Below are 21405 nucleotides of genomic sequence, written 5' to 3'. Positions count from 1 at the left end.
CTGCCATGTCAACGGTATTCTCAACTAAAGAAGACTGAACATAACTTGGAAACTTTTCATTGAGAAGCTTTCCTGTACCCATGTGTGAATGAAGCATCATAAAGTTTAGACCGGGTTCCTTCAGATTCCAGAAAGTTGCCGATATAAATTAAAGCGGTCTTGGTAATTTTATTTTCTTTGACAAGGTTTTGTAGGTTTTCGAGAGTTCCTCTTATCATTTTTTCATCGGCCCAACTGGCCCGATAAACAATGGCAACAGGGGTCTCCGGGGGATAAGCGGTCAACAGGTCGGCTTGAACTTTGCTTGCCAGGTGAACGCTTAAAAAAATAATCAGCGTGGTCCGATGACGACCGAGTTCTTTGAGTCGTTCCAACTCCGGCATCGGAGTCCTCCCTTCACAGCGGGTTAAAATAACCGTCTGCGCCACTTCCGGTACCGTCAACTCCCGTTTCAGCGCCGCGGCGCCGGCCAAAAACGAACTGACACCCGGAACGATTTCATACGCTAAACCCGCTTGAATGATCGGCTCGGTCATTTCGCCAACCGCTCCGAAAATACAGGGGTCGCCGCTTGCCAGACGAACTGTTTTTTTTCCCGCGCGAACCGAGTCGAGCATGACTTGAACGATTTCTTCCAGAACCATTCCGGCGCTATCATAGAGAACCGCATCAGGCCGGGCAAATTTAAGGAGAATCGGATTCACCAAAGAGCCCGCGTGAATAATCACATCGGCTTCCTGAAGGAGACGCATCCCTTTTACAGTCAATAAATCAGGATCACCGGGCCCCGCTCCCACGATATATATTTTATCTGTACCCATTGTTTTTTTCATCTTTGTAATTTAAATCCACTCGCTGTTCAACGGACGTCACAGGCATGTGACCTTCACAGCGACTTCTTCGAAGTTTGGTCACCCTTCCTTAATGTCCGTAAAAATAGGTGGTAAACTTCGGAGCCGAAGCAGAGAAGGTTACATGCCTGGGATGTTAAACAAACCGTTAGTTTTGTTGTTTTAAAACATTAAAATCAGGAGGCCTGTTTAACGATAGGCCCGGCCTGTCAATTCCTTTATGCAAAATTTCTCCCGAATCAAGATCGTATTTCCCTGAATACCCTCTTGGCGTAATTAAAAAATCAAGATAACGGAAGGTCGAATCATTTCCAATGAGGATCGTCGTCAACATCCCCACTTCAGCCTGCGCCATCTGATCAAGCGTCGTCAAAACCACCCTCTGTCCTTCCCGATAGGCGCTCTTTACGACGGCAACAGGCGTGTCGGGTTTTTTATAGGTCAATAACACATCCTGAGCCTTTTGGAGCTGCCAGTTCCGCCGTTTACTTTGCGGATTATAAAGCGCCACAACGAAATCTCCCTGTCCCGCCGCATGCAACCTTTTCTCAATCACCGGCCAGGGGGTTAAAAGATCGCTTAAACTAACCGCGACAAAATCATGCGTCAAACTGGCCCCGACAAGGGAAGAAACGGCGGACAACGCCGTAATCCCCGGAATAACTTCCACCGAAAAATCAGAACCTTCAGGGGTCCATTTCATGTCGCTCAAGATTTCAAAAACAAGACCCGCCATACCGTAAATTCCGACATCGCCGCTGGAAACCAGAGCCACCCTGTCCCCTTTTTGAGCCCGTTCCACCGCCGACCTCGCGCGGTCAATCTCTTCTGTCATTCCGGTAGAAATGATTTCTTTACCTTCTAAAAGGTCAGCGACCAGCTCAATGTACGTTCGGTAGCCTACAACAACGTTGGCCTGTTCAATCGCCTTCTTGGCTCTAAAGGTCAGATGGTCATGACTCCCGGGCCCAAAACCAATTAAGTAAAGCTCCCCTTTTTGCGACATTTCTTCATCTCCTTATTCAAGCACAACCTTCAATTCAATCAGATTAAAAACTGTTCTGTCAGAAGAGAGGCATCTGACACCGTATTAAAATCGACCGCATCGCCCCCTTTGTTTCCGCAGACAGCCCACATTGAAACGCTCTCCGAATTGCATCTAAAAGTCTAAGGATTGGGGGTCCGATTATCACAATAGATCTTAGAGTATCCTCTCTCGATCCATCACAAAATAATTTAAAAAATAGGTCATCGTCCAAATCGCAATAAGGATAAATAAAAATTGGATTGAATTTAAGAAAATTAGTACAACATGAAGGGGACTCGTTGCAAAATAACATAACATGCTCAACGCAGATCCAAATAAAATAAATCCTAATCGTATAACAGAGACCAGCTTCTTACAGCAAGTTTTGAAAAAAATTATACAAATATGATTAAGAATATTTTTGCGGGAATTTTTTTCAGAAACAAAAAACAAAACAACAACACACGCAATGAATAAACAAACTGCCATGGTACCTTGATGATTCCACCGCTCGCCCATCGCACCCATTAACGAAAAAAATCGAGATAATCCCCAGATGAACGGAGATAGAAAAATTACCATAATAAAACCTATAACGATTCCAGCCATAAAATCGTATACCATAAAGTTAAAAAAATTGTTAACAAACAACTGCGCTATAATTTTCCATTCGAATAGTTTTGAAAGTTTTTTAAACATTTCCACTGCCTCTTCCTCTTGTCATAGGTATATATCGTGGTTTGATTTTTGGCATCAGTTACCAACAAAAGATTTCTGTTGGGATCATAGGTAAACTGGGTCGTCCCCGCTGCCGCATCGATAATTTGTGTTACCCGGTTTATAAGGATCATAGACAAAGCCCGGTGCCGTCATTTTCTCAGATTCCAAATCGTGATTTAATTAAAGCAAGTTCTTTTCTCGCCATTTTCTCAAAATTTTTTCCTGGTCGAATTTTAATAAAATCCTTTAGCTGTTGGATTGCTTGACGAGGATTGTTGATTTTACATAAATTTTCAACTTCAATAATTAGGTTTCCGTAAATTCTGTTATAATTAGTAACAGGAGTGGTTCCAGTTTAATTATTTCCATTCGAATTTCATTTATATTTTCTAATGCACTCCCAATTCGATGTATGTGCTCCCGCACTGGTTCTAATTGGCTATCACGAATGAGGTCGGCACATTTATCTAGTTCGATAGCACAACGACTTAATGCTTTGTATATTTTCTCTAAAGTTACCTTAATATAGTCCTTCAAAGATAAAGTTGGAGATTCTAATTCTATTTAAGATTTAATAATAAGTAATAGTCCGAAATGTTGTCGAAGAGGAATCAGGGGAAAGTTTTCCGGAATGATTAGAAAATATTGACGTTATTTTATTGGTCCAGTTTCCAATTGAGTCAAACATGTACTTATAGACCTTCTTTTCTTGGATTGAATTGTCGGACTTATAGGTGATCTCTTCAATGACATTACCCTTGCCATCATGCTTATATTCTCTTCTTTCATCAAGAGAGCCATCGGCCTTGTAAATTAAGTTCTTACTTTGATAATTATTTTCATCGTATTCGTACAAAACCTTATAATCAATGCTTCCATCTGTTTTAAACCAAATTAAAGAAGTCAAATTTCCCTTACCATCATATGATTTAACCCACTTACGCTCTTCAGCATCGGATTTTTTGTAAAATTTCCCCTCAATTTCATCTCCTTGGGGATTAAATATATAAACATATTTGAATAAAAAAACTTCCTTCGAATCATACGTTGTTTCTTCTGTTTCCTTTCCATTTTTACTGTAGGAATAAAGTGTTTTTTTGTCCATCAGACCATTATCAATGTAAGAAAATTTTGCTGACAACTTTCCTGAAGAATTATAAGTATATTTTGTATGAGTTTTTATCCATGTCTGTTCATTAGGTGTTTTTATTGAAAGTTCTTGATCAATTAGTTTTCCATCTTTGTTGAAGAAAATCTGCGAGACCATATTAAGTCCTTCTCTAATTTCAACGCTTCGAATGTTTCCAATTAATTCCCATTTCTCAATATCGGTTTTAACTCTATTTGAAGCATAAGAAATAAAAACTACATTCAGAAGAAAAACATAAATGATTATGTCAGACAATTTCTTACGAAATGATTTCAATTCTTGCTATGTCCTTTATCGAATTTTCGGATCAGTATATATACAGTCCAACATTCCTTTCGTGCAGGAATCAGGAAGAGGACCATATTCCCTACAATTTGCTATAGCTTCGTTCAAATCCAAAATAAGACACTTCTCAGTAAATATTCCCTGTTTGCAATGAGAAACCCCACTTTCACCACCCCAGTAAAGTCTATATTGAGTACCTGTACATTGTCCTGCCGGAGTATTTCTGGTTTCATCAACACACTTATCAATTTGTGCTCCACAAGGCCGTGAATCGGAAATCATACCGCTCGAATCGCTAAACTTTACAGGATTATTCTTCGTGTAAACATATTGATTTAACATTTGAGCCATTTGAACATTAATTCCTGAAACACCTCTGGTTAGGGTCCAAATCGTAAAATTTGTTTTTCTACACATACCCACTGAAAGGGGTGTAAAAGGTGCTAGAATCGGGTCTTCACTCAAAAACCTTGACTCCAACGGACCATAATATCGGGCTCTGTTATAGTACAGCCCAGTGCCATCCTGTTCTCTTCCGGTATATTGATAAGTATAAGAAATCGTAGTGGCTTTTCCACTCGCCGCCGTACTTCCTGTCCTACTTTGTTGTTATAATATGTTTAAAATAATAAATAGGCATTAACACATACCCAAGAACCATAGTACCAATAGCCCAGTTAAGCTTTTTTGGAACATCGTTGTTTTCAATAAGATGATAAAGATAAAAATATACAAGAATTAAATTAAATATCAGTTCAAAGAGAAAACTCATATGAACAGACCTGGAATGTTTGAAAAGGTCAAATTGGAAAAGAAAAGGAAGTATTAGGTTGAAGAATGTCAAGAATCCTATAACCGTTTTGTATTGAAATAACTTATTTTTAATAATTTTATTCTCAATAGAAATTGGATTTTGAATAGTGAAAAAAGATTTTTTCAAAATAAATTTAAAAAAACAAAATGGAAACGTGAGCACATTCAAATAACCAATTACCATTATCAAGGCCGTTTTCAAAAAAGGATTCCGACAATAATTATTAATAGCCTCTTTTAGATAAAAAATGGTCAACCAAATATACAAAATAGTTGAGGGAAATATAAAAAATAAGACAAATAATTGAGAATTCCTAAAATAATTAGAAAAAACATCTGGTTCTATAAACGCGAATAGAATCACAAAAATAAAACCAAAAAACACCCAAAAAGTTGCCACACCCAGAAAAAAATTGATTCTTTTGTTCAACTGATCAAACCTCTATTACCTTGAGTGGACTGTATTCTTGTTATCAGTTTAAGTTAGAGTATTATGAATGTCATACTATGGTTAATGTGTAATTGGCACTGTCCTAGGAAATGGAGTTCCAAGTCCCGGACCAATATGGAGATTAATACCTCCTCCACTGTCATAACCACCTCCCAACAAGATCTCATCTCTCACAGGAAAACCTTGCTCAGTTAATGGTCCTTCCGCAGGGGGACCATAGCGTATATCTAAAGATGCTCCGAACTGTTCTCCATTTTCTACACTATAAGCTTGGCCTGTTTGATCGGTACAAATTGGACCCGTACACACGCTGGCGCCAAATGTTAATTCGTTAGGGTTATTCGTGGGCAATTGGATTAGATTTGGATCTTGTACCGGCAATGGAGGGCCACAACCGGATAAATCACAGACTTGAACATAGACCGGAGGCTTTTTATCTAATCCGAAAGGATCGTAAAATCTCAGAGGGTTATTCAGAACGTAAGAATATTTATTAATTCCGCCTCTGAATCCTATCGGATCTTCGGAGATGAATCTTTGGAGTGAGGGGCTGTAATAACGAGCACGGTAGTAGTAAAGTCCGGTGCCGTCATTTTCTCTGCCGGTAAATTGAAAGGGGTTTGATGAGGCCCCAGTAGGGGTTGTTTTCCCAAACGGCTCGTAAGCGTAAGATGTAGAAATTACTCCCGAGGCATCCGTTAACGCCATGATACTTCCCAACGCATCGGCATGATAAAACTCATTGCCCGATGACTGCCTGATAAACGGTTCATCAACTTTCAACGATCTTAAATAATTTGCACTCACCGCGCCGCCACCGACTTCTGCGATAATGTCATTTCCGTCATATTGGTAATCCTTACGGACTCCATTTATTATTTTACTGATTCTTCTTCCTAATGCATCATAAACAAAGCTTGCGGAGGCACTTGGCCCATTAACGCCAATGAGCCGGTTCCTGGAATCCCAAGTGTAGTTAGTGGTTCCATTGGCATCGGATTGGGAAATCAAATTTCCATTTGAATCATAAGAAAGATTAGCTGTGCCAGAGTTGAACTGAATCTGCTCGTTGGCCGCATCGTAAGCTGCCTGAACTGGCGCAGGTAAAGGGGCCTGTGTGCCATTTCTCCCAAATGAGACGCGATTCCCGGCTGGATCATAATTATATGTTAAGTTTTCTATTGTCGTGGCCCCTGCTTGATGCAAAATATTAGTTAACCGGCTGGCTGGATCATAATTGTAAGTGGTATTTGTTCCGTTAGGATACGCAAGACCCGTTCTTCGGCCAAGCACATCATAAGCCATCGACACCGTTTGAGTTCCTTGCGCGACCGAAACTAGTCGGCTATTCGAATCGTAGCTATATCCTACAGGTGACTGCCCATCGACGGTCATCGACATTCTTCTTCCTAAAACATCGTAAAAATAAGAAATCGATCCTCCCATTGACGTTGTTTCCTGAATTAACCGGTTTAGTGTGTCGTAACCAAAAGTAAGGGTGTTTGACACGGTATCGGTGATGGATTGAATGTTTCCCACGGAATCATACGAAAAATTAGTAACGGACCCATCCGCATAAGACGATTGATTTCGCCGGTTCCGGCTGTCATAACCAAAGGTGGTTATCTGCCCTTTTCGATCGGTAAATTTCGTCAAGTTCCCATTTCCATCGTAAAGATAACTCTCTGACCTCAGCAGTGGATCCGTTCGGGTAGCCAACCGATCCATATTATCATAGGTGTACGTGGTCGTCTGGTTCTTGGCATCGGTTACCGTTAAAAGATTCCCGTTCGGATCGTAGGTAAACTGGGTCTTGCCAGCCGCTGAATCAATGATCTGGGTAACTCGGTTTAAAGGATCATACGCAAACCCTGTGCCCATTCCTCTGGGATCAATGATAGTCGTCAGCCGGGAGAGGGGGTCATAGAACCGCTGAGTCTTGTTTCCTAGAGGATCCGTAATGGACGTGAGATTAAGATCTGCGTCGTAGCCATAGGTCGTCACCTGGCCTAACGCATCCGTCACAGTCAACAGCTTGCCGAAGGAATTATAGGTCATTGTGGTGGTATTCCCCATCGAATCGGTTACAGAGGTCATATTTCCATTCGAATCATACCCCATTGTCCGAACTTGACCAAGAGCATCCGTGATTTGAGTCGGCTTATTAAAGACCGGTTCGTAACTGTATTGCGTCACATTGCCCAGGGCATCGGTCAAGGACCCGATATTCCCGTTTGAATCATAAGTATAGCTTGTGACACTTCCTAATGGATCTGTTGTGGACGACAGAAGATTGGTCCCAAACGCACGGTTTATTTGCGTGGATTGTCCTAGAGGATCTGTACTTTGCGAAACATACTGCATGTTGTTAAACCGATAAACCGATGTGTTTCCATCCGGATCGGTGACGTGGGTTTGAACCACTACGCTTCCGGTAAGATCATAAGAAAACTGAAAAATCCCTCCATCGGCCTGGGTCTGGCGAATGACCCGGTCATTCCCATCATACACATTGGTGAGATAGGTAATCCCTCTTGCGTCGGTTATGGTGGAAATTCGTGAACCGCTATCGTAAGTAAATTGTGTCGTTCCTCCATTGGGATCTGTGACGGTAGTTAAGCGGTTGGCAGCGTATGTATAGTTGACAACCCTGCCGCTATGATCAGCAATCGACGAAATAAAGTTCACAGGATTGCCGTTTAAATCAATGCAAAAACATGAGATCCCAGTATTATACTGAATGAGAAGATAGTGGCCCAGGTTATCTGTGATCTGATCTGCGTATCCGTAGGTATTTAAATGAATGCTGACCACGTTATGATTTCTTTCCTGTATTTCAATGAGATGGCCGTATGAGCCGCCAAACGTATAGGTTGTTCCATCTTTAAACCGGACGGATCGGGTGCCATCTGAGTTAATTCTCGCTACTGCACCTCGTAAGAAGGGATAATTCCCATTGATATAAGTCCCATCGGTCTGTAAGGCAAAGCGATATTGCTCTCCATCAGGATACGTCAACAAAAGAGACTGACTCTGAACCACCATAAAGAGATCATACGAGAAGCTCGAGTTAATTCCAAACGTCCCATAATAATAGAGGCCGCCAAGGCTCCGCTGAATCCGGGTGGCGAGAATTGGAATCGGACCTAGAAGCGAAAGATCCGTATGAGTTAACGTAAAATTTCCGGTGGATGGATCAACCGGATCCCCCTTGGGTTGTTTTCCATCCTGTGGACTGGGATTAGGGCCGACGTTGGAGGCGCTGCCTAAGGTAGAAACAAACGTTGCGCCACAGCAGAATTTGGGCATGCCGACGCCAGGATCGGGAACAATCTGCCTTCCATCGGGTGTCACAGTGCCCTGTCCGTAAATTTTCCATTGATGGGAATTGGGATCGGGGTTGGCCGATTCGTCATAGTACCAGAGATTCATCCGGTCTCCGGGGTTTCCGTGCAAATCGTTGGGATAGGTCACGGGAATCGGTTGGCTGGGTAGACCGCCTCCCGGCTTTCCAAACGAGAACATATAGACCGTTCGGGTGTAAATACCGGCAGGGATCAGTTTAATCGGTAACCGGTCAATCGGCACGGGGGTCACTGAGACTTTCGTGTTGACCTGTCCATCCCAGCCAATGATATTGACCCCCGCCGGGATCCTCATTTGAAAATCAGGCACATTTACGTCCGTAACAATGGTATCGACTGCCGGATTAATCGGAATAAAGTTTTGGCTGATTTCATGAAGGTAGATTGGATACGGTAAGGTGTTGGCCTGGCCTGAAGTCACGGTAAATTCAACCGGCAGCGCTGAAGGATAAGCAGAGGTCGCGGTGTTAGCCGTATCCCCATCAATCAACATCACCTGAGTGCCGATCGGAGGATTTTGAATCAGGAAGTTTCCGGCTGGGTCTGTATAGTAAGTCGAGGTTCCAAGGCGCAGTCTGACGTTTCCTAGCGGCCTGCCGTCCCGGGTGGCTAGAATCTGTCCAGACAAAGAAGTGCCTCCTGACGCAAGGGTGGTCAGACTCAGCGAAGCGGTGTGGCTCAGGATATTTCCGTCCACGATAGCGGTTCCTTGCACAAGGAGCGTCAAGGTGCCCGCCGGGATACTGGCCGATGACGTTAAGGTCAGCACAGACGGCTGACTGATTGAAATAGACGTTGGAGAAAAGACGGCTGTCATCCCTGCCGGCAGATTAGAGATAGATAACCCTACCGGTTCTGAAAATGCTTCGGCACCGATGCTTTGCAGACTTACAATATAGGAGACGCTTGTTCCCTGGACACTGCTGGCTGAACCAGGATTGACGATCATTTGGTAATCTTTTCGCGGTTGTATCGTAAACGATGTTGCGGATGTTGTACTCCCCAACGGTGTTGTTAGAAAGATCGGGCCAGTGGTGGTTCCCAGAGGAACCGAGGTGGTGATTTGAGTCGCATTACCCGAAGTAATAATTGCCGGGGTTCCATTAAAATAGACTTTGTCATTGGATACAACCGTGGCAAAATTTGATCCGGTAATGGTGACGACTGTTCCCACCGTTCCACTGGTCGGTGTAAATCCCGTAATCGTTGGACCTGGATTATTCACCGTAAAATTTACGCTGTTGGAATTCAATCCTCCGGGGTTGACCACTTTAACCGGATAAATTCCGGCGGCAACTATGGAAGAAGCCGGAATGGTGACGTTTAATTGACTGGTGGAGACAAATACCGCTGTTAGAGTCGTTCCGCTGAAATTGATTGTGGAAGTCGTTGCGAAATTGCTTCCGGTTATAATCATTTGGAAGCTTGAGCTCCCGGCAGTCGCTGAACTGGGGGTGATCGAACCGATCGACGGCAAAGCCTGAATGATTGTAAAGATTAAACTGTTGGACGTTCCCCCGCCCGGCGCCGGGTTGGTTACCTTGACCGTTGCCGATCCGGCTGTGGTAAGCGCCGACGCTGGAATCGTGGCTGACAGCTGGGTGGTGCTGATAAACTGGGGGGTGATTGTTAAGTTACTAAAGGTCAGAGTCGATGTGGTAACGAACTTGCTCCCGTTTAAGGTGAGCGTGAAACCCGGCCCTCCTGCCGTCGTGGAATTGGGAGAGAGGGTGGTTAAGACCGGGACCGAATTAGGGAGTTGAATCAGGCTGACGCCCAGGCCGGTTTCATTGGTGACGACCGCGATATTGGTATTCGGGTTGATCGCGACATCTTCCGGATCGGGTCCGGCGCCGCTTAAGGTTGAGCTTTTCGTGTTGGTTGAGAGATCAATTAAAGTCAGGGTCGTCGCTTCATGGCTAATGATTACCGCGATATTGGTCGATGGGTTAATGTCTGATCCGATCGGGTTTACAATTCCCGAAATCGTCGTTGTGACGGTGTTGGTGTTTAAGTTGATGATCGAGACGCTGTTAGATTTCTGATTGGCAACCACGGCACTATTGGTATTCGGGTTGATCGATACCGAGACCGGATCTTTTCCTACCGCTAGGGTTGTTACCGTTGTTTGCGTTTGAAGGTTGATGATCGTGACCAGGTCGGTTTTTTTGTTTGCCACCACGGCGATATGGGTGGTCGGATTGATCGCGATATCCGTAGGATGAGATCCCGTGGAAATGGTGGCCGTCACCGAATAGCTCCCCAGATTAATCAGGCTTAAGGTGCCATCCAGTTCATTGGCAACCGCGGCGAGGTTTAATCCCGGATCGATGGCTACCGATTTGGGTCTGTTGCCAACAGAGACGGTTGCCAAGACCGTTCGGGTCGGATAGTCGATAATCGTCGCGGTATTATCTCTGGAGTTGGCTGTTACTAATTTGTTGGTGTTTGGGTTCAACGCGACATCCTGAGGACCTTTGCCTACCGGTATCGTTGTGATCAGGGTCGAGGTTGTCAGGTTAATGACCGAAAGATTATTCGATTTGGAATTCGTGGTGATTGCCGTGTTGGTTGACGGATCGACGACCACTCCTTCGGGATCGGTTCCAGTAGGAGAGGGAGAAGTTGTTGGAGGATTGGCCAGATTGATGATATAAACCTGATTTCCCTTGTCGTTGACGACAAAGAGAAGGCTAAGGCTAGGGACGACCGCGATTCCTTCTGGATTTTGTCCTGCCGCATAAGTCGCGGTGATCGCATTAGTTGACATATTAATTACCGAGACCGAGTCGGAATATTCATTGGATACATAGGCCAGGCCGGTGCTGGAGTTAATAGCTACTCCAAATGGAGCCAGACCGACATTGATTGTGGCTGAAACGGCGTTTGTAGACGGATTTATCACGCTCACGGTGTTGGAAAAGTGGTTGGCGACCATAATTCGTGAAATCGTGGTATTGATATCAATCCCTAATGGTCCGGTTCCGACTGGAATCGTAGCGGATACGGTATTATTGACCAGATTGATGACCGATACCGTATTGGAGCCGTAATTGGTAACATAAGCGCTATTATTCGAGGGATTAATCACCACCCCTTCCGGATCGGTTCCTACAGCGACGGTCGCCGTGACACTATTATTGGCAAGATTTAAGATAGAGATCGTATCCGCTTTGGAGTTGGCAACGACTCCCACATCGGTAGTCGCGTTGACAGCAATCCCTCTCGGGTTGTTTCCAACAGAAATTGTTGCTGATACCGTATTATTGGAGAGGGTAATGACACTGACCGTATCGGATTGTTCGTTGGCGATATAGGCTTTGTTTGTGCTGTTATTGATAGCGACGCCGTAGGGATGAGAACCGACCGTGACATTGGTTACGGTAAAGTTGGTCGCGTTGATAATGGTTATGGTATTGCTGTTGTGGTTTGACTCCACTCCTTTGCCGGTCGAGGGGTTATAGGCCCCTCCACGGGGTTCGTTACCGACGGAAACGATGGTTAATGAAGGAGTGGCAGAAAATAGTTTGGATATTGTAAAAATAACTGAAATCGTCAATAGGCCAATTAAGAAGGTAATATGGACTATTTTACGCTTTTGAGCCATTTAATCTTCTCGCCTTACGATAACTAAAAAAGTTGGACATCAACTCTGCATATGCAGAAAAACATTTGCAACATGAGATTATAATTTTTCTTTGAAAATTTTATTTAATTGTTTCTCACCTTTTCTAAGGGAATCTCTTTTCCCGAAGCCGTAATCAAGGTAACCTTTGATACTCCACCGTAACTGCTTGCTACTCTTATTTTCTCAACCTTTTCCCCCTCGGCATAAGTTGGAAAATCATTAGCGGCAAGCGCAACTGAAAATGTCGCTTGGACCAAAAGGACATTGGGCAGGTTTTGTGAAATGGAAATATTTGCGGTGCCAGAGGAGCTTGCAGCTGTTCCGGCAAGAGTCGCGCTGGTAGAAGTTTGCGGTCCATTTCGTGGGTAGGTAGTTATACTGATGGTTGTTCCAACCGGAATATTTGTAGCAGCAACAGTAACGGAAACAGGATTCGTCGTAGAAGCTGGCAGTGTTATATCCGGAGTGGTGAACGAAGCGGTTGGATTGGCAGGAACAGTGGCTCCGCCTACCGAGGTAATAGCTAACATTGGAATTGAAGTAAAATTAACAATTCCAGGTAAAGAAATTGTAAGGTTGCCATAACCTAATGATAAAGCGGGATTTACTATTCCTGTAAAGGAGAAAACATTGGCCTCCAGACGAATCTTGCCAGGTCCACCAGAAGTAAATCCGGATGAGATATTAATAGCGACTTGGCTAGACCCTCCCACAGCATTGAGCATTCCTGATCCGGTTAAGGTATTGGCAACCAAACGAATTGCCCCGCCACTTCCCGCTCCGCTTCCTGTAATAACATTATTGCCTTGATCAAGCAAATAACCGATTCCGCCGGCTCCGCCATTAGCGGTGATAAATCCGTTTATTGTGATGGTCTCTGTCGATGCTAGTAAAAGAGCGCCGCCCCCACCTCCACCGCCACCTCCATTACATCCATTCGCACCGCAATTGAAAGATATTCCGGTAAAGGCGGAGCCGCCTGCACCTCCCGAACCGCCAATTAAGGGGAGTAAGATTGAATTACTAGTAAACTGTCCGTTGTAGGCAAATATACGAGAAGGAATTCCATTCCAATAGCCTCTATTTATTCCTCCTCCGGATCCCTCACCATCACCCGCATCGATAATATGTGAACCATCATTAAATAAGGCAGCAATTCCGCCTGCTCCACCCATATAACCACCTGGCCCTCCGATGCCTCCCAATGCTGTAAATGTGACATTGGCTGGATTAACAGACATCCCATCTTGTCCATTTAGGTTAAGAGTCCCGTCAATTATTACATTTCCTGTGGCCAAAATGGTTACAGGAGTATTTGTAACATTTGGTGCAAAATTTATTGTGACTCCGACCGGAATATTTATAGAGGTAAAATTAAAAGTCCCACTTGGTGGAACGGTCAGGGTCATACTGGAGGTTGGCGCAAATGCACCGTCTGCCCCGGTACTCCCACTATTGAATGGTGACGCATTGGCAAATCTTGGAAAATAGAATGCTAGCCAGATTAAGAACGACAATACACATGTTATTAATAAGAAAGTTCTCATTTTAGTATTCGATCGTGTTTCCATGTTTAATCTCCTTTATTTCAATTTACCGTAAAAATATTTCCATTTAAGACAGTTGCGGGGGAATTTCCATTTGGAGTGCTTATTTGCACAATTCTATACCCCGAAGTCGCTGAGTTTGAGATCTTCACGACGACTGTCAACGATGATCCCGACGAATCGACGAGGATATTCGAGCTAGTTAAATTAGAATCAACAGCGCCATTTAGTAAAAATGAAACATCTGTTGCACCTGATAAACCTGTTCCGGTTATCGTAATAGTTAAATTTGCACTTCCTGCCGGAGCGGACATCGGAGAAATTGAATTAATTAACGGTGTTAAGCTAACACTCAATGGGGTTGAAAGAAATAACTCAGGCGGAGCGCTTAACGAAGACTGCGCAATCGCTACACTCAAAGGAGACGAAAGAAACAGATCAGGGGTAGAACCAACCGGAGGCTGCGCAATCGCTACACTCAAAGGAGACGAAAGAAACAGGTCAGGAGTAGAACCAACCGGAGGCTGCGCAATCGCTACACTCAAAGGAGGGGACAGATATGGCCCCATCGTGCCAAATGGGACCAGCTCGATAATCGCGGTTGCCACTTGATTAAAATCGACAACGCTCCTGGCATGCACTAAAATTTTCGCAGATTGGGTAATTGATACAGATGTCGCATACAGTCCATCCGAGGAAATACTTCCTGGACCTTCTATACTCCATAGCACCCTTGTGTTGACTGTTCCCGTAACGGTGGCTTGAAATTGAAGGGTACCGCCAACAGCTAAAGTATAATACGGCGGGTTTATTGAAACAGAAACTCCTTGGGAAATGACGAACGCGTTAGCACTCGTCGTGGAACCGTTTGAATTGCTTATATGAATTTTCCCCGTTGTGGCACCGGACGGAACTGAGGTGACAATATGGGTATTGGTCGAACTTAAGACCGAAGCCGAAGTTCCATTAAAGGTGACGATATTGTTGTTTGGAGTTGTACTGAATCCTGATCCATAGATATCTACGGTTACACCCACTCCACCCTGCACGGGATTGAAATAAGAAATCGAAACACCTGTTGCGGAAACGAGAGAATTTGTAATAGAGAGAAGATTCCCAACCTGATCGTAATTGTAAATCGCCGTATTGCCCTGGCCATCCACAACAGCCTGCAAACGGCCTAAGTTATCATAAAAATATTTTTGAGGATTTTGTTGAGCAAAAAGCTCTGTGCTAACAAGGAATAAAAGGAAATTCAGAGAAAAAAATAAAAATCCAACTCTCTTAATCCTGGTCATCATGAAATCCTTAAGGCTTCACAAGAACAGAGTTAGAAAGCTGTCATTGCGAACAAAGTGAAGCAATCTCAAGACTTTACGATAAGATTGCCACGCACCCTTCGGTGCTCGCAATGACATGATTAATAAGTGGGTGCGAAGTCTATCGCTGTTCTTGGGACGGGTTCAGTTGTGTATGAACGCTTCTAAAAAATTCCTTTATTATTAAAGACTTTATTTTAAATAGTCAAGGCCCATTTTTGTCGCGTGTGCACGACGAATTTATCAAACAAAAGTAACACGAGCGATTGCCAGCGTCGCCTGTTTTGACTTGACCTTCGGCACCAGCAGTTCCCTCGCCCCGCTTGACTTTAACGCCGCCGCCTCGGAAACACTCGGCGTCCCCACCCATTTTTCAACAACCGCAGAAGGATTTTTTATCCCTTCCACAGCCTGAAGCGTGTCTTTAGCGTAAATTTCCAGAGTCCACCCCTGTTTTTCGCACAATTGAATAAAAGCCGGTTCATCCTGTTTTTGATCTAAGGTTGCAAGGGTCCGGACACTGCTGATTTGAAGGCTGTTTTTTTCCAACGTCTCCCGTATCAATTCCTCTATCTCTTCCAGAGTTGTTCCCCGGTCACATCCCATCCCTAACACAAGACTTTTAGGCCGGTATAACACCAAACGGTCTTGAATCTGCAAAGGGAAAGAGCGCCTCAATCGGTCGGTTACCATTAAAACCGCCGAATATTTTTTCCCCTCTTGTTGTTTTTGTCCGACACTTTCCCATGAAGAAAAGCATTCAATGTTAGAGGGGAGCGCTGTGGGTCGGGTCCACCAATTTTTTTCTCCGGTCTCCTGGATAAACGCAACCGGCTCCTCATTCACTACGGCGGCGCTCACCCGCGTCACATTTTCATCCCCTTCCACCACCCACCCGAGTTCACGCCCCAGGATATCCACGGGAATGGTTTGACCGACATCCGATGCGGTTGTAATTACGGGGGCGGCGCCTAATAATTTTGCAACCTTTTCAGTCAAAGCATTGGCTCCCCCGACATGACCGGAAAGGACGCTAATGACAAACTGGGCCTTATCGTCAACCACCAGCACCGCGGGATCGATATGTTTATCCTTCAGGTGGGATGCAATGAGACGGACGACCGCACCCAGTGAAATGATAAAAATGATTTTGTCGTAGGCGTTAAAAAAACTACCGATGTTTTTACTCAAAGGCCCTTTTAATAAAATAGCGTCCGGACCTGCCGATTCTCCAAACTTTTCAGAAACCAGCAAGTCAGCGCCTTCCATCTGGCTTTGAAGTTTGAGACCCAGGGCAACGCCCCCTTTCGTAATCGCGATAATCGCGGCATCTTTATTCATCTCCCAACCTCCATCAAAATGGGAACCCTATTCTCTTTCTTGACAATCACCAGGGAAAGATAGTTTGTTTTTTCCTCTTTTAGCGTGCGAAGATCCTTCACCACCCGCTCTTGAGGGCTTCCGCAACGTTCCACCATCACTGCGTTGCCGAGCAGATTCATCTCTTCCAGAAGATGAATCAGTTGAGGGAGGACGCTGTTAACCTTAATAAACACGACCGTATCGAATAAATTCAGGGCATCCTTGAGAAAGCCTTCCTCATAGGTCGCGGGCAAAATGGCCACCCGTTCATCTGCCATCGCAAGGGGCATTTCAGCGCGAACCGAACAGGCGGTAATGGAAGAAACAGCAGGAACGATCTCGATGAAAACCTCAGGGTGGATCTCCCGCATCAGATGATACAAATAGACAAAGGTGCTGTAAAAAAAAGGGTCCCCCTCCGTGATAAACGCGACATCTTCCCCTTTTGAAAGATGTCCGAAAATGATTTCCACGGACTCCTTCCAAACGGGAATAAGCCGCTCCATCTCCTTTTCCATCGGGAAAAGCATCCCTTTGAGCCGGGTTTTATCTTCAATCAAATCTTCTACAATCCTGAGGGCATAGCTCCCGGCTCCGGGCCTGCAAGCCGGATAACAAATGACCGGAACAGCCTGAAGGCGCTTCACCGCTTTGACGGTCAACAGCTCCGGATCCCCGGGTCCGACGCCAATCCCATAAAATTTACCCAATTTCACCATAAGAATTCCTTATATTCACATTCACCTATAGACCCTTTTTAAACGCCTGGCCTGATGCTCTCGCCAATGTAAAAATCTGGAGATAAGGATACCTTCGTCGGCGTTGGAGAGACGGTCATTCCAGGCCCATCGATCAACCCATTTTTTTGACGACAGCAATCGTAATCGGATTTAACGCCTCATACCTTGTCATCTCTAAAATAGGCTTCGACCGGGAAACTTGCGCCACGGTATACGAAACCTCCAAGGGTGTTTTTTTAAAAAATTGGAAAAACTGAACCGTATTGTCCAACGTAATTAAATTCGCGACAATTCTCCCCCGAGGCCGTAATCTTTTCAGGCAGAGGGATAGAATTTCTTCCAACTCTCCCCCTGATCCCCCGATAAAGACGGCGTCAGGGTCGTCAAACTGATTCAGGCCATCCGGAGCTCGTTTGCAAACAGCCATAAGATTTTTCACCCCAAACCGGTCCATATTGGTCTGGATTAAATCAAAATCTTCTTTGTTTTTTTCTATGGCAAAGACTTTCCCCTCCGGACAGAGCCTTCCGGCCTCGATCGATACCGAGCCGGACCCTGCTCCAATATCCCAAACGACGCTTTTAGCATTAAGATTTAATTCCGCCAGACTGATGACACGGATCTCTTTTTTTGTAATTAAGCCGGATTTTGGTTTCCGGTAAACAAAGAGATCGTCCGGTATTCCAAAAAGCCCCAGCCACGTCACCGGACGGACCGCCGCGGATTCTTCTGTTTTTTTCTCCTGCCGTTTTAAAATAACGACATTTAACAATGAAAATTGGCTTTCAACCATCTTTTCCAGACTGAGTTCCGAGACTTTTTCTTCTTGACCTCCCAGATTTTCACAGACCCACGCTATCCAATCGGAATAACCCTGTTCCAACAGAAAACGGGCAATGACCGGAGGCGTATTGGTGTCATCGGTAAAAAGGCCGATTAAGTTTTTTTCTTCGAGAAAAGGGAGGACATTTTGAATCGGTTTGGCATGAAGACTCACCAGCGCGGCCTCCTGCCAGGACTCTTTCACACGCGCAAAAGCCAGCTGCATCGCGCTAACGGCGGGAAACACCTCGACTTTTTCTTTCCCGATCCGCTTGATTAAAAACGCCCCAATTCCATAAAAAAGAGGATCCCCCGACGCTAGAATGACAACCTGTTTTCTATCTTTTAAAGCGGCAACAGTTTTTTCGGTAATCTCCTTTAAATTCGATTCGATCGCAATCCGTTCTCCACGATATTCAGGGAACCATTCAAGATGCCGTTCTCCACCCATCAGGAGATCGGCGTCAAGAATTCTCGATTTAACGTCGGACGAAAGATGACTCACCCGGTCGCCTTCAATTCCAATCACCCAAACCTTATTTTCCACTCTACTCCCTTTAATAACTTTCTTAGAACCTGATCACCGTATTAGGTTAAAGCATATGCCGGCATGAATCCCTCTCTGCTCACGCTCCGAAGTTTACCGCCTATTTTAACAGACTTGTGGAAAGGTAACCAAACTTCGAAGAGGTCGCTGTTCGGGACACATACCGGCATATGCGCGACCCGTATTCTAATTCATTACTTTCTTAATCATTCATCACCTTTTTTAATACCGCAGCCCAGGGCACGCCGGTGACCCTTCCTCTCAGCGACCTCTTCGAAGTTTTGTTTATCCCACCAAAATGTAAAAATCCAGAGATGAGGATAAACTTCGGAGCATGAGCAGAGAGGAAGGGTCATCGGTGGTGCCGGGAAACCCGCCAAGGTTATTCTTTGTTTCTTAACGCTTTGCCGATGACATTCCCTTCAAAATCAGTCATCAAACATTCTATCGATAAGGCTCCCTTAATATGCCGGCTCGCGGCTTCACAAACCTTAAGACTCAACTGATCGAAAAATGAAGTCAGACCATAAGACTGAACCATCTCGGCGACATGCCTGGCCGTATTTGCTTTTTTAATCTGTTCACCCGCCTCCGGGGATGCGCCCGACGATTCCGCTAATTGAGCAAGAAAACCGGTATCGACTTCCGACCCTGCCGCGTGAGTCATCATTTTTCCCATCGCCATTTTGGAAAGTTTTCCAATCATCCCTGAAATGGTGACTCTTTCAATTTTCTTTTTAACGCATTCCTGCAAGGTAAAGCCGACAAAATCCCCCATCTGAATAAAAGCGCCTTCGGGGAGCTGAATCCATTTTTTAGCAAACTTCTCACTCATCCCGCCGGTGGTAATCACCAGATGAGAATAGCCTCTCTGCCGGGCCGAGCCGACCGCAAGGCTAATCCCCGCCCTAAACGCAGAGGTTGAATAAGGCCGGACGATCCCGGTTGTTCCCAGAATGCCAACCCCTCCGACGACGCCTAACCGGGGGAGTTCAGTTTTTTTCGCCAGGGCTTCGCCTCCGGGGACTGAAACAACAGCCAGAACCCCTTTTTCCTTCAAAACAGGGCCGGCGGCGTCTTCAATCTCCCGCGTAATCATTTTTCGGGGAACCCGGGTAATATCGGGCGCTCCAACCTCAAGTCCCAACCCGGGTTGAGTCACCGTTCCCACTCCCTCTCCGGCTTTTAATCTGACAACTCCGGGTTCAGGGATAAATGAAACCATGCATTGGATTAAAGCCCCATGGGTGACATCGGGATCATCTCCCGCGTCTTTTATGACACCGCAACGGGCATAACCTGATTCAATCAAACATTCCGAAATTTGAAAAAAAACCTTCTCTCCCAGGGGGAGCGTAATTTCGACCTGCTCCACTTTCTTCCGATGGAGAAAGGCCAGGAGAGCTCCTCTGGCGGCGGCGGCCGCACAAGCGCCGGTTGAAAATCCCGTCCGGTCTCCCTTTTTTTTCTCGGTTTTCATTGTCCGGGTTTTTTATCAATATCCGTCTTTTTTGTTAAATTCCTGACACTCCAGCCCAGCATGATTCCCAGAAGAAGGACTTTAATCCCGCCGATCATTGTTTCATTCAAATTAAAATGATACCGTTCCGGGTTAAACCAGCTCATCACGCCTCCTAAAGCAACATAAACAAACCATACCAGGAGAGAGACCCTGACCGCCGTAAAATAAGGGTGTTCATCCAGCGAGTGGCCCGTCCAAAGGGCTAAAAATAAAATAAAAACGCTGAACAAGGCTCCTGCAGAAATAAAGGAAAAGAAAAGGGAGAGAAAGGTTCCTTCCATCTCCTGAGGCCAAAATAAAAAATTGACCCCCAGATTAAAGATCCCCCAGCAAATTCCGGTCAAAATACCTATCCATGACAAAGAGGTTAATGTGAGGTTTTTTAATGACATGCCATTCCAATGCTGTGACGATAACTATGAAAATTATCGTGGGCCCAGCTCCCCATCAATTGCGGACCCAATAAAATAATCCCCTGGAGAAGGGCCAGAAATAAGACCATTCCTAAAAAGCCTCTCCGGGCCCCCTTTCGTACATCAACCTCTTGAACCTGATCCATTGTTTGAGTCTGCTCCATTTGAACCTTTCTCCTTTTATGTTTAGCGTTAATAAATATGAATTATTGTGAAGACGACGCCAATCTAATCAGGGCATTAATAATGGCAACCGCGACAGGCGTCCCCCCTTTTCTCCCGATTGCCGTGATAAAAGGTGTTTGAAGTCCCAATAGGGCGTCCTTCGATTCAACCGCGGAGACAAAACCGACAGGAACGCCGACGATTAAAGCGGGTCGAACAACCCCTTCTTTAACGAGCCGGATCAGTTCAAATAAGGCGGTGGGCGCGTTTCCAATCGCGTAAATCTCCGCGTTCGTTTTCACCGCTTTTCGCATGGAACAGATTGCCCGGGTGACCCCGAGCTTTTTGGCTTCAACCATGACATCCTCGTCTGAAATATAGCAGGCCACCTTCCCGCCAAAGCGTGTCAATCCGGCCTTGCTGATTCCGGACTGAATCATTTCAACATCGGCAACAATGGAACTCCCTTTTTGCAACGCGGCCACGCCGCTGGAAATCGCCTCCGGATGAAAACGAAGGTTTTTCGCGAATTCAAAATCAGCTGACGCGTGAATGACCCTTCTTGCCACCTGGAATTCCTGATCTGAAAAAGAATGAGGTCCCAATTCCGCTTCAATGATCTTAAAACTTTCTTCTTCTATTTTTTCCGGAGCGGTAATCTTTGGATACATGATTCTG

General features: G+C 45.0%; 15 protein-coding genes. All 15 read right to left on the bottom strand.

Annotated features, from left to right (window positions below):
• Nucleotides 1-56: 56 nt before the first annotated feature.
• The gene (gene cobM / locus HYR79_04860) at nt 57-833 is read right to left on the bottom strand and encodes a precorrin-4 C(11)-methyltransferase (protein MBI1821022.1); all 777 of its coding nucleotides are present in this window, start codon (nt 831-833) and stop codon (nt 57-59) included.
• A gap of 166 nt (nt 834-999) precedes the next feature.
• Nucleotides 1000-1857 (bottom strand): precorrin-3B C(17)-methyltransferase, encoded by an 858-nt coding sequence (gene cobJ / locus HYR79_04855; protein ID MBI1821021.1) that lies wholly within the window; start codon nt 1855-1857, stop codon nt 1000-1002.
• A gap of 677 nt (nt 1858-2534) precedes the next feature.
• The gene (locus tag HYR79_04850) at nt 2535-2729 is read right to left on the bottom strand and encodes a hypothetical protein (GenBank protein ID MBI1821020.1); all 195 of its coding nucleotides are present in this window, start codon (nt 2727-2729) and stop codon (nt 2535-2537) included.
• Nucleotides 2730-3169: 440 nt separating this feature from the next.
• A complete protein-coding gene (locus HYR79_04845) occupies nt 3170-4003 on the bottom strand; it encodes a hypothetical protein (GenBank protein ID MBI1821019.1) in 834 nt (277 codons plus the stop codon).
• A 36-nt stretch (nt 4004-4039) separates the two neighbouring features.
• Nucleotides 4040-4594 (bottom strand): hypothetical protein, encoded by a 555-nt coding sequence (locus HYR79_04840; protein ID MBI1821018.1) that lies wholly within the window; start codon nt 4592-4594, stop codon nt 4040-4042.
• Nucleotides 4595-5357: 763 nt separating this feature from the next.
• A complete protein-coding gene (locus tag HYR79_04835) occupies nt 5358-12269 on the bottom strand; it encodes an IPT/TIG domain-containing protein (protein MBI1821017.1) in 6912 nt (2303 codons plus the stop codon).
• Between the two features lie 104 nt (nt 12270-12373).
• Nucleotides 12374-13861, bottom strand: coding sequence for a hypothetical protein (locus tag HYR79_04830; GenBank protein ID MBI1821016.1), 1488 nt, complete (start codon nt 13859-13861; stop codon nt 12374-12376).
• A 17-nt stretch (nt 13862-13878) separates the two neighbouring features.
• On the bottom strand, nt 13879-15138 hold the full coding sequence (locus HYR79_04825) for an IPT/TIG domain-containing protein (GenBank protein MBI1821015.1): 1260 nt from the start codon (nt 15136-15138) through the stop codon (nt 13879-13881).
• Nucleotides 15139-15399: 261 nt separating this feature from the next.
• Nucleotides 15400-16497: a cobalamin biosynthesis protein gene (locus HYR79_04820; protein MBI1821014.1), complete on the bottom strand. Its 1098-nt coding sequence runs from the start codon at nt 16495-16497 to the stop codon at nt 15400-15402.
• Nucleotides 16494-17237: a precorrin-2 C(20)-methyltransferase gene (gene cobI / locus HYR79_04815; GenBank protein ID MBI1821013.1), complete on the bottom strand. Its 744-nt coding sequence runs from the start codon at nt 17235-17237 to the stop codon at nt 16494-16496. The genes HYR79_04820 and cobI overlap by 4 nt, the downstream gene beginning before the upstream one ends.
• A 133-nt stretch (nt 17238-17370) precedes the next feature.
• The gene (cbiE, locus tag HYR79_04810; protein MBI1821012.1) at nt 17371-18627 is read right to left on the bottom strand and encodes a precorrin-6y C5,15-methyltransferase (decarboxylating) subunit CbiE; all 1257 of its coding nucleotides are present in this window, start codon (nt 18625-18627) and stop codon (nt 17371-17373) included.
• Nucleotides 18628-19009: 382 nt separating this feature from the next.
• Entirely contained in the window at nt 19010-20107 is a 1098-nt protein-coding gene (locus HYR79_04805) for a cobalt-precorrin-5B (C(1))-methyltransferase (protein ID MBI1821011.1), read from the bottom strand.
• Nucleotides 20104-20541, bottom strand: coding sequence for a hypothetical protein (locus HYR79_04800; GenBank protein MBI1821010.1), 438 nt, complete (start codon nt 20539-20541; stop codon nt 20104-20106). Before HYR79_04800 ends, HYR79_04805 begins: the two co-directional genes overlap by 4 nt.
• A complete protein-coding gene (locus tag HYR79_04795) occupies nt 20532-20726 on the bottom strand; it encodes a hypothetical protein (protein ID MBI1821009.1) in 195 nt (64 codons plus the stop codon). Before HYR79_04795 ends, HYR79_04800 begins: the two co-directional genes overlap by 10 nt.
• A gap of 42 nt (nt 20727-20768) precedes the next feature.
• Nucleotides 20769-21398 carry a precorrin-8X methylmutase gene (locus HYR79_04790; GenBank protein MBI1821008.1) on the bottom strand — a complete coding sequence of 210 codons (630 nt, stop codon included), beginning with the start codon at nt 21396-21398 and terminating at the stop codon, nt 20769-20771.
• Nucleotides 21399-21405 lie beyond the last annotated feature (7 nt).

Source organism: Nitrospirota bacterium (assembly GCA_016178585.1).
Classification (GTDB): Bacteria; Nitrospirota; Nitrospiria; order JACQBW01; family JACQBW01; genus JACOTA01.
This window is presented reverse-complemented; position numbering and strand designations above follow the sequence as displayed.

What these genes read in the sequence shown, in the direction of transcription:
- cobI (MBI1821013.1), bottom strand. Translation starts at nt 17,237, where the DNA reads ATGGTGAAATTGGGTAAATTTTATGGGATTGGCGTCGGACCCGGGGAT.
- HYR79_04835 (MBI1821017.1), bottom strand. Translation starts at nt 12,269, where the DNA reads ATGGCTCAAAAGCGTAAAATAGTCCATATTACCTTCTTAATTGGCCTA.
- HYR79_04790 (MBI1821008.1), bottom strand. Translation starts at nt 21,398, where the DNA reads ATGTATCCAAAGATTACCGCTCCGGAAAAAATAGAAGAAGAAAGTTTT.
- HYR79_04850 (MBI1821020.1), bottom strand. Translation starts at nt 2,729, where the DNA reads ATGATCCTTATAAACCGGGTAACACAAATTATCGATGCGGCAGCGGGG.
- HYR79_04830 (MBI1821016.1), bottom strand. Translation starts at nt 13,861, where the DNA reads ATGGAAACACGATCGAATACTAAAATGAGAACTTTCTTATTAATAACA.
- HYR79_04825 (MBI1821015.1), bottom strand. Translation starts at nt 15,138, where the DNA reads ATGATGACCAGGATTAAGAGAGTTGGATTTTTATTTTTTTCTCTGAAT.
- cobM (MBI1821022.1), bottom strand. Translation starts at nt 833, where the DNA reads ATGAAAAAAACAATGGGTACAGATAAAATATATATCGTGGGAGCGGGG.
- HYR79_04800 (MBI1821010.1), bottom strand. Translation starts at nt 20,541, where the DNA reads ATGTCATTAAAAAACCTCACATTAACCTCTTTGTCATGGATAGGTATT.
- HYR79_04795 (MBI1821009.1), bottom strand. Translation starts at nt 20,726, where the DNA reads ATGGAGCAGACTCAAACAATGGATCAGGTTCAAGAGGTTGATGTACGA.
- HYR79_04805 (MBI1821011.1), bottom strand. Translation starts at nt 20,107, where the DNA reads ATGAAAACCGAGAAAAAAAAGGGAGACCGGACGGGATTTTCAACCGGC.
- cobJ (MBI1821021.1), bottom strand. Translation starts at nt 1,857, where the DNA reads ATGTCGCAAAAAGGGGAGCTTTACTTAATTGGTTTTGGGCCCGGGAGT.
- HYR79_04820 (MBI1821014.1), bottom strand. Translation starts at nt 16,497, where the DNA reads ATGAATAAAGATGCCGCGATTATCGCGATTACGAAAGGGGGCGTTGCC.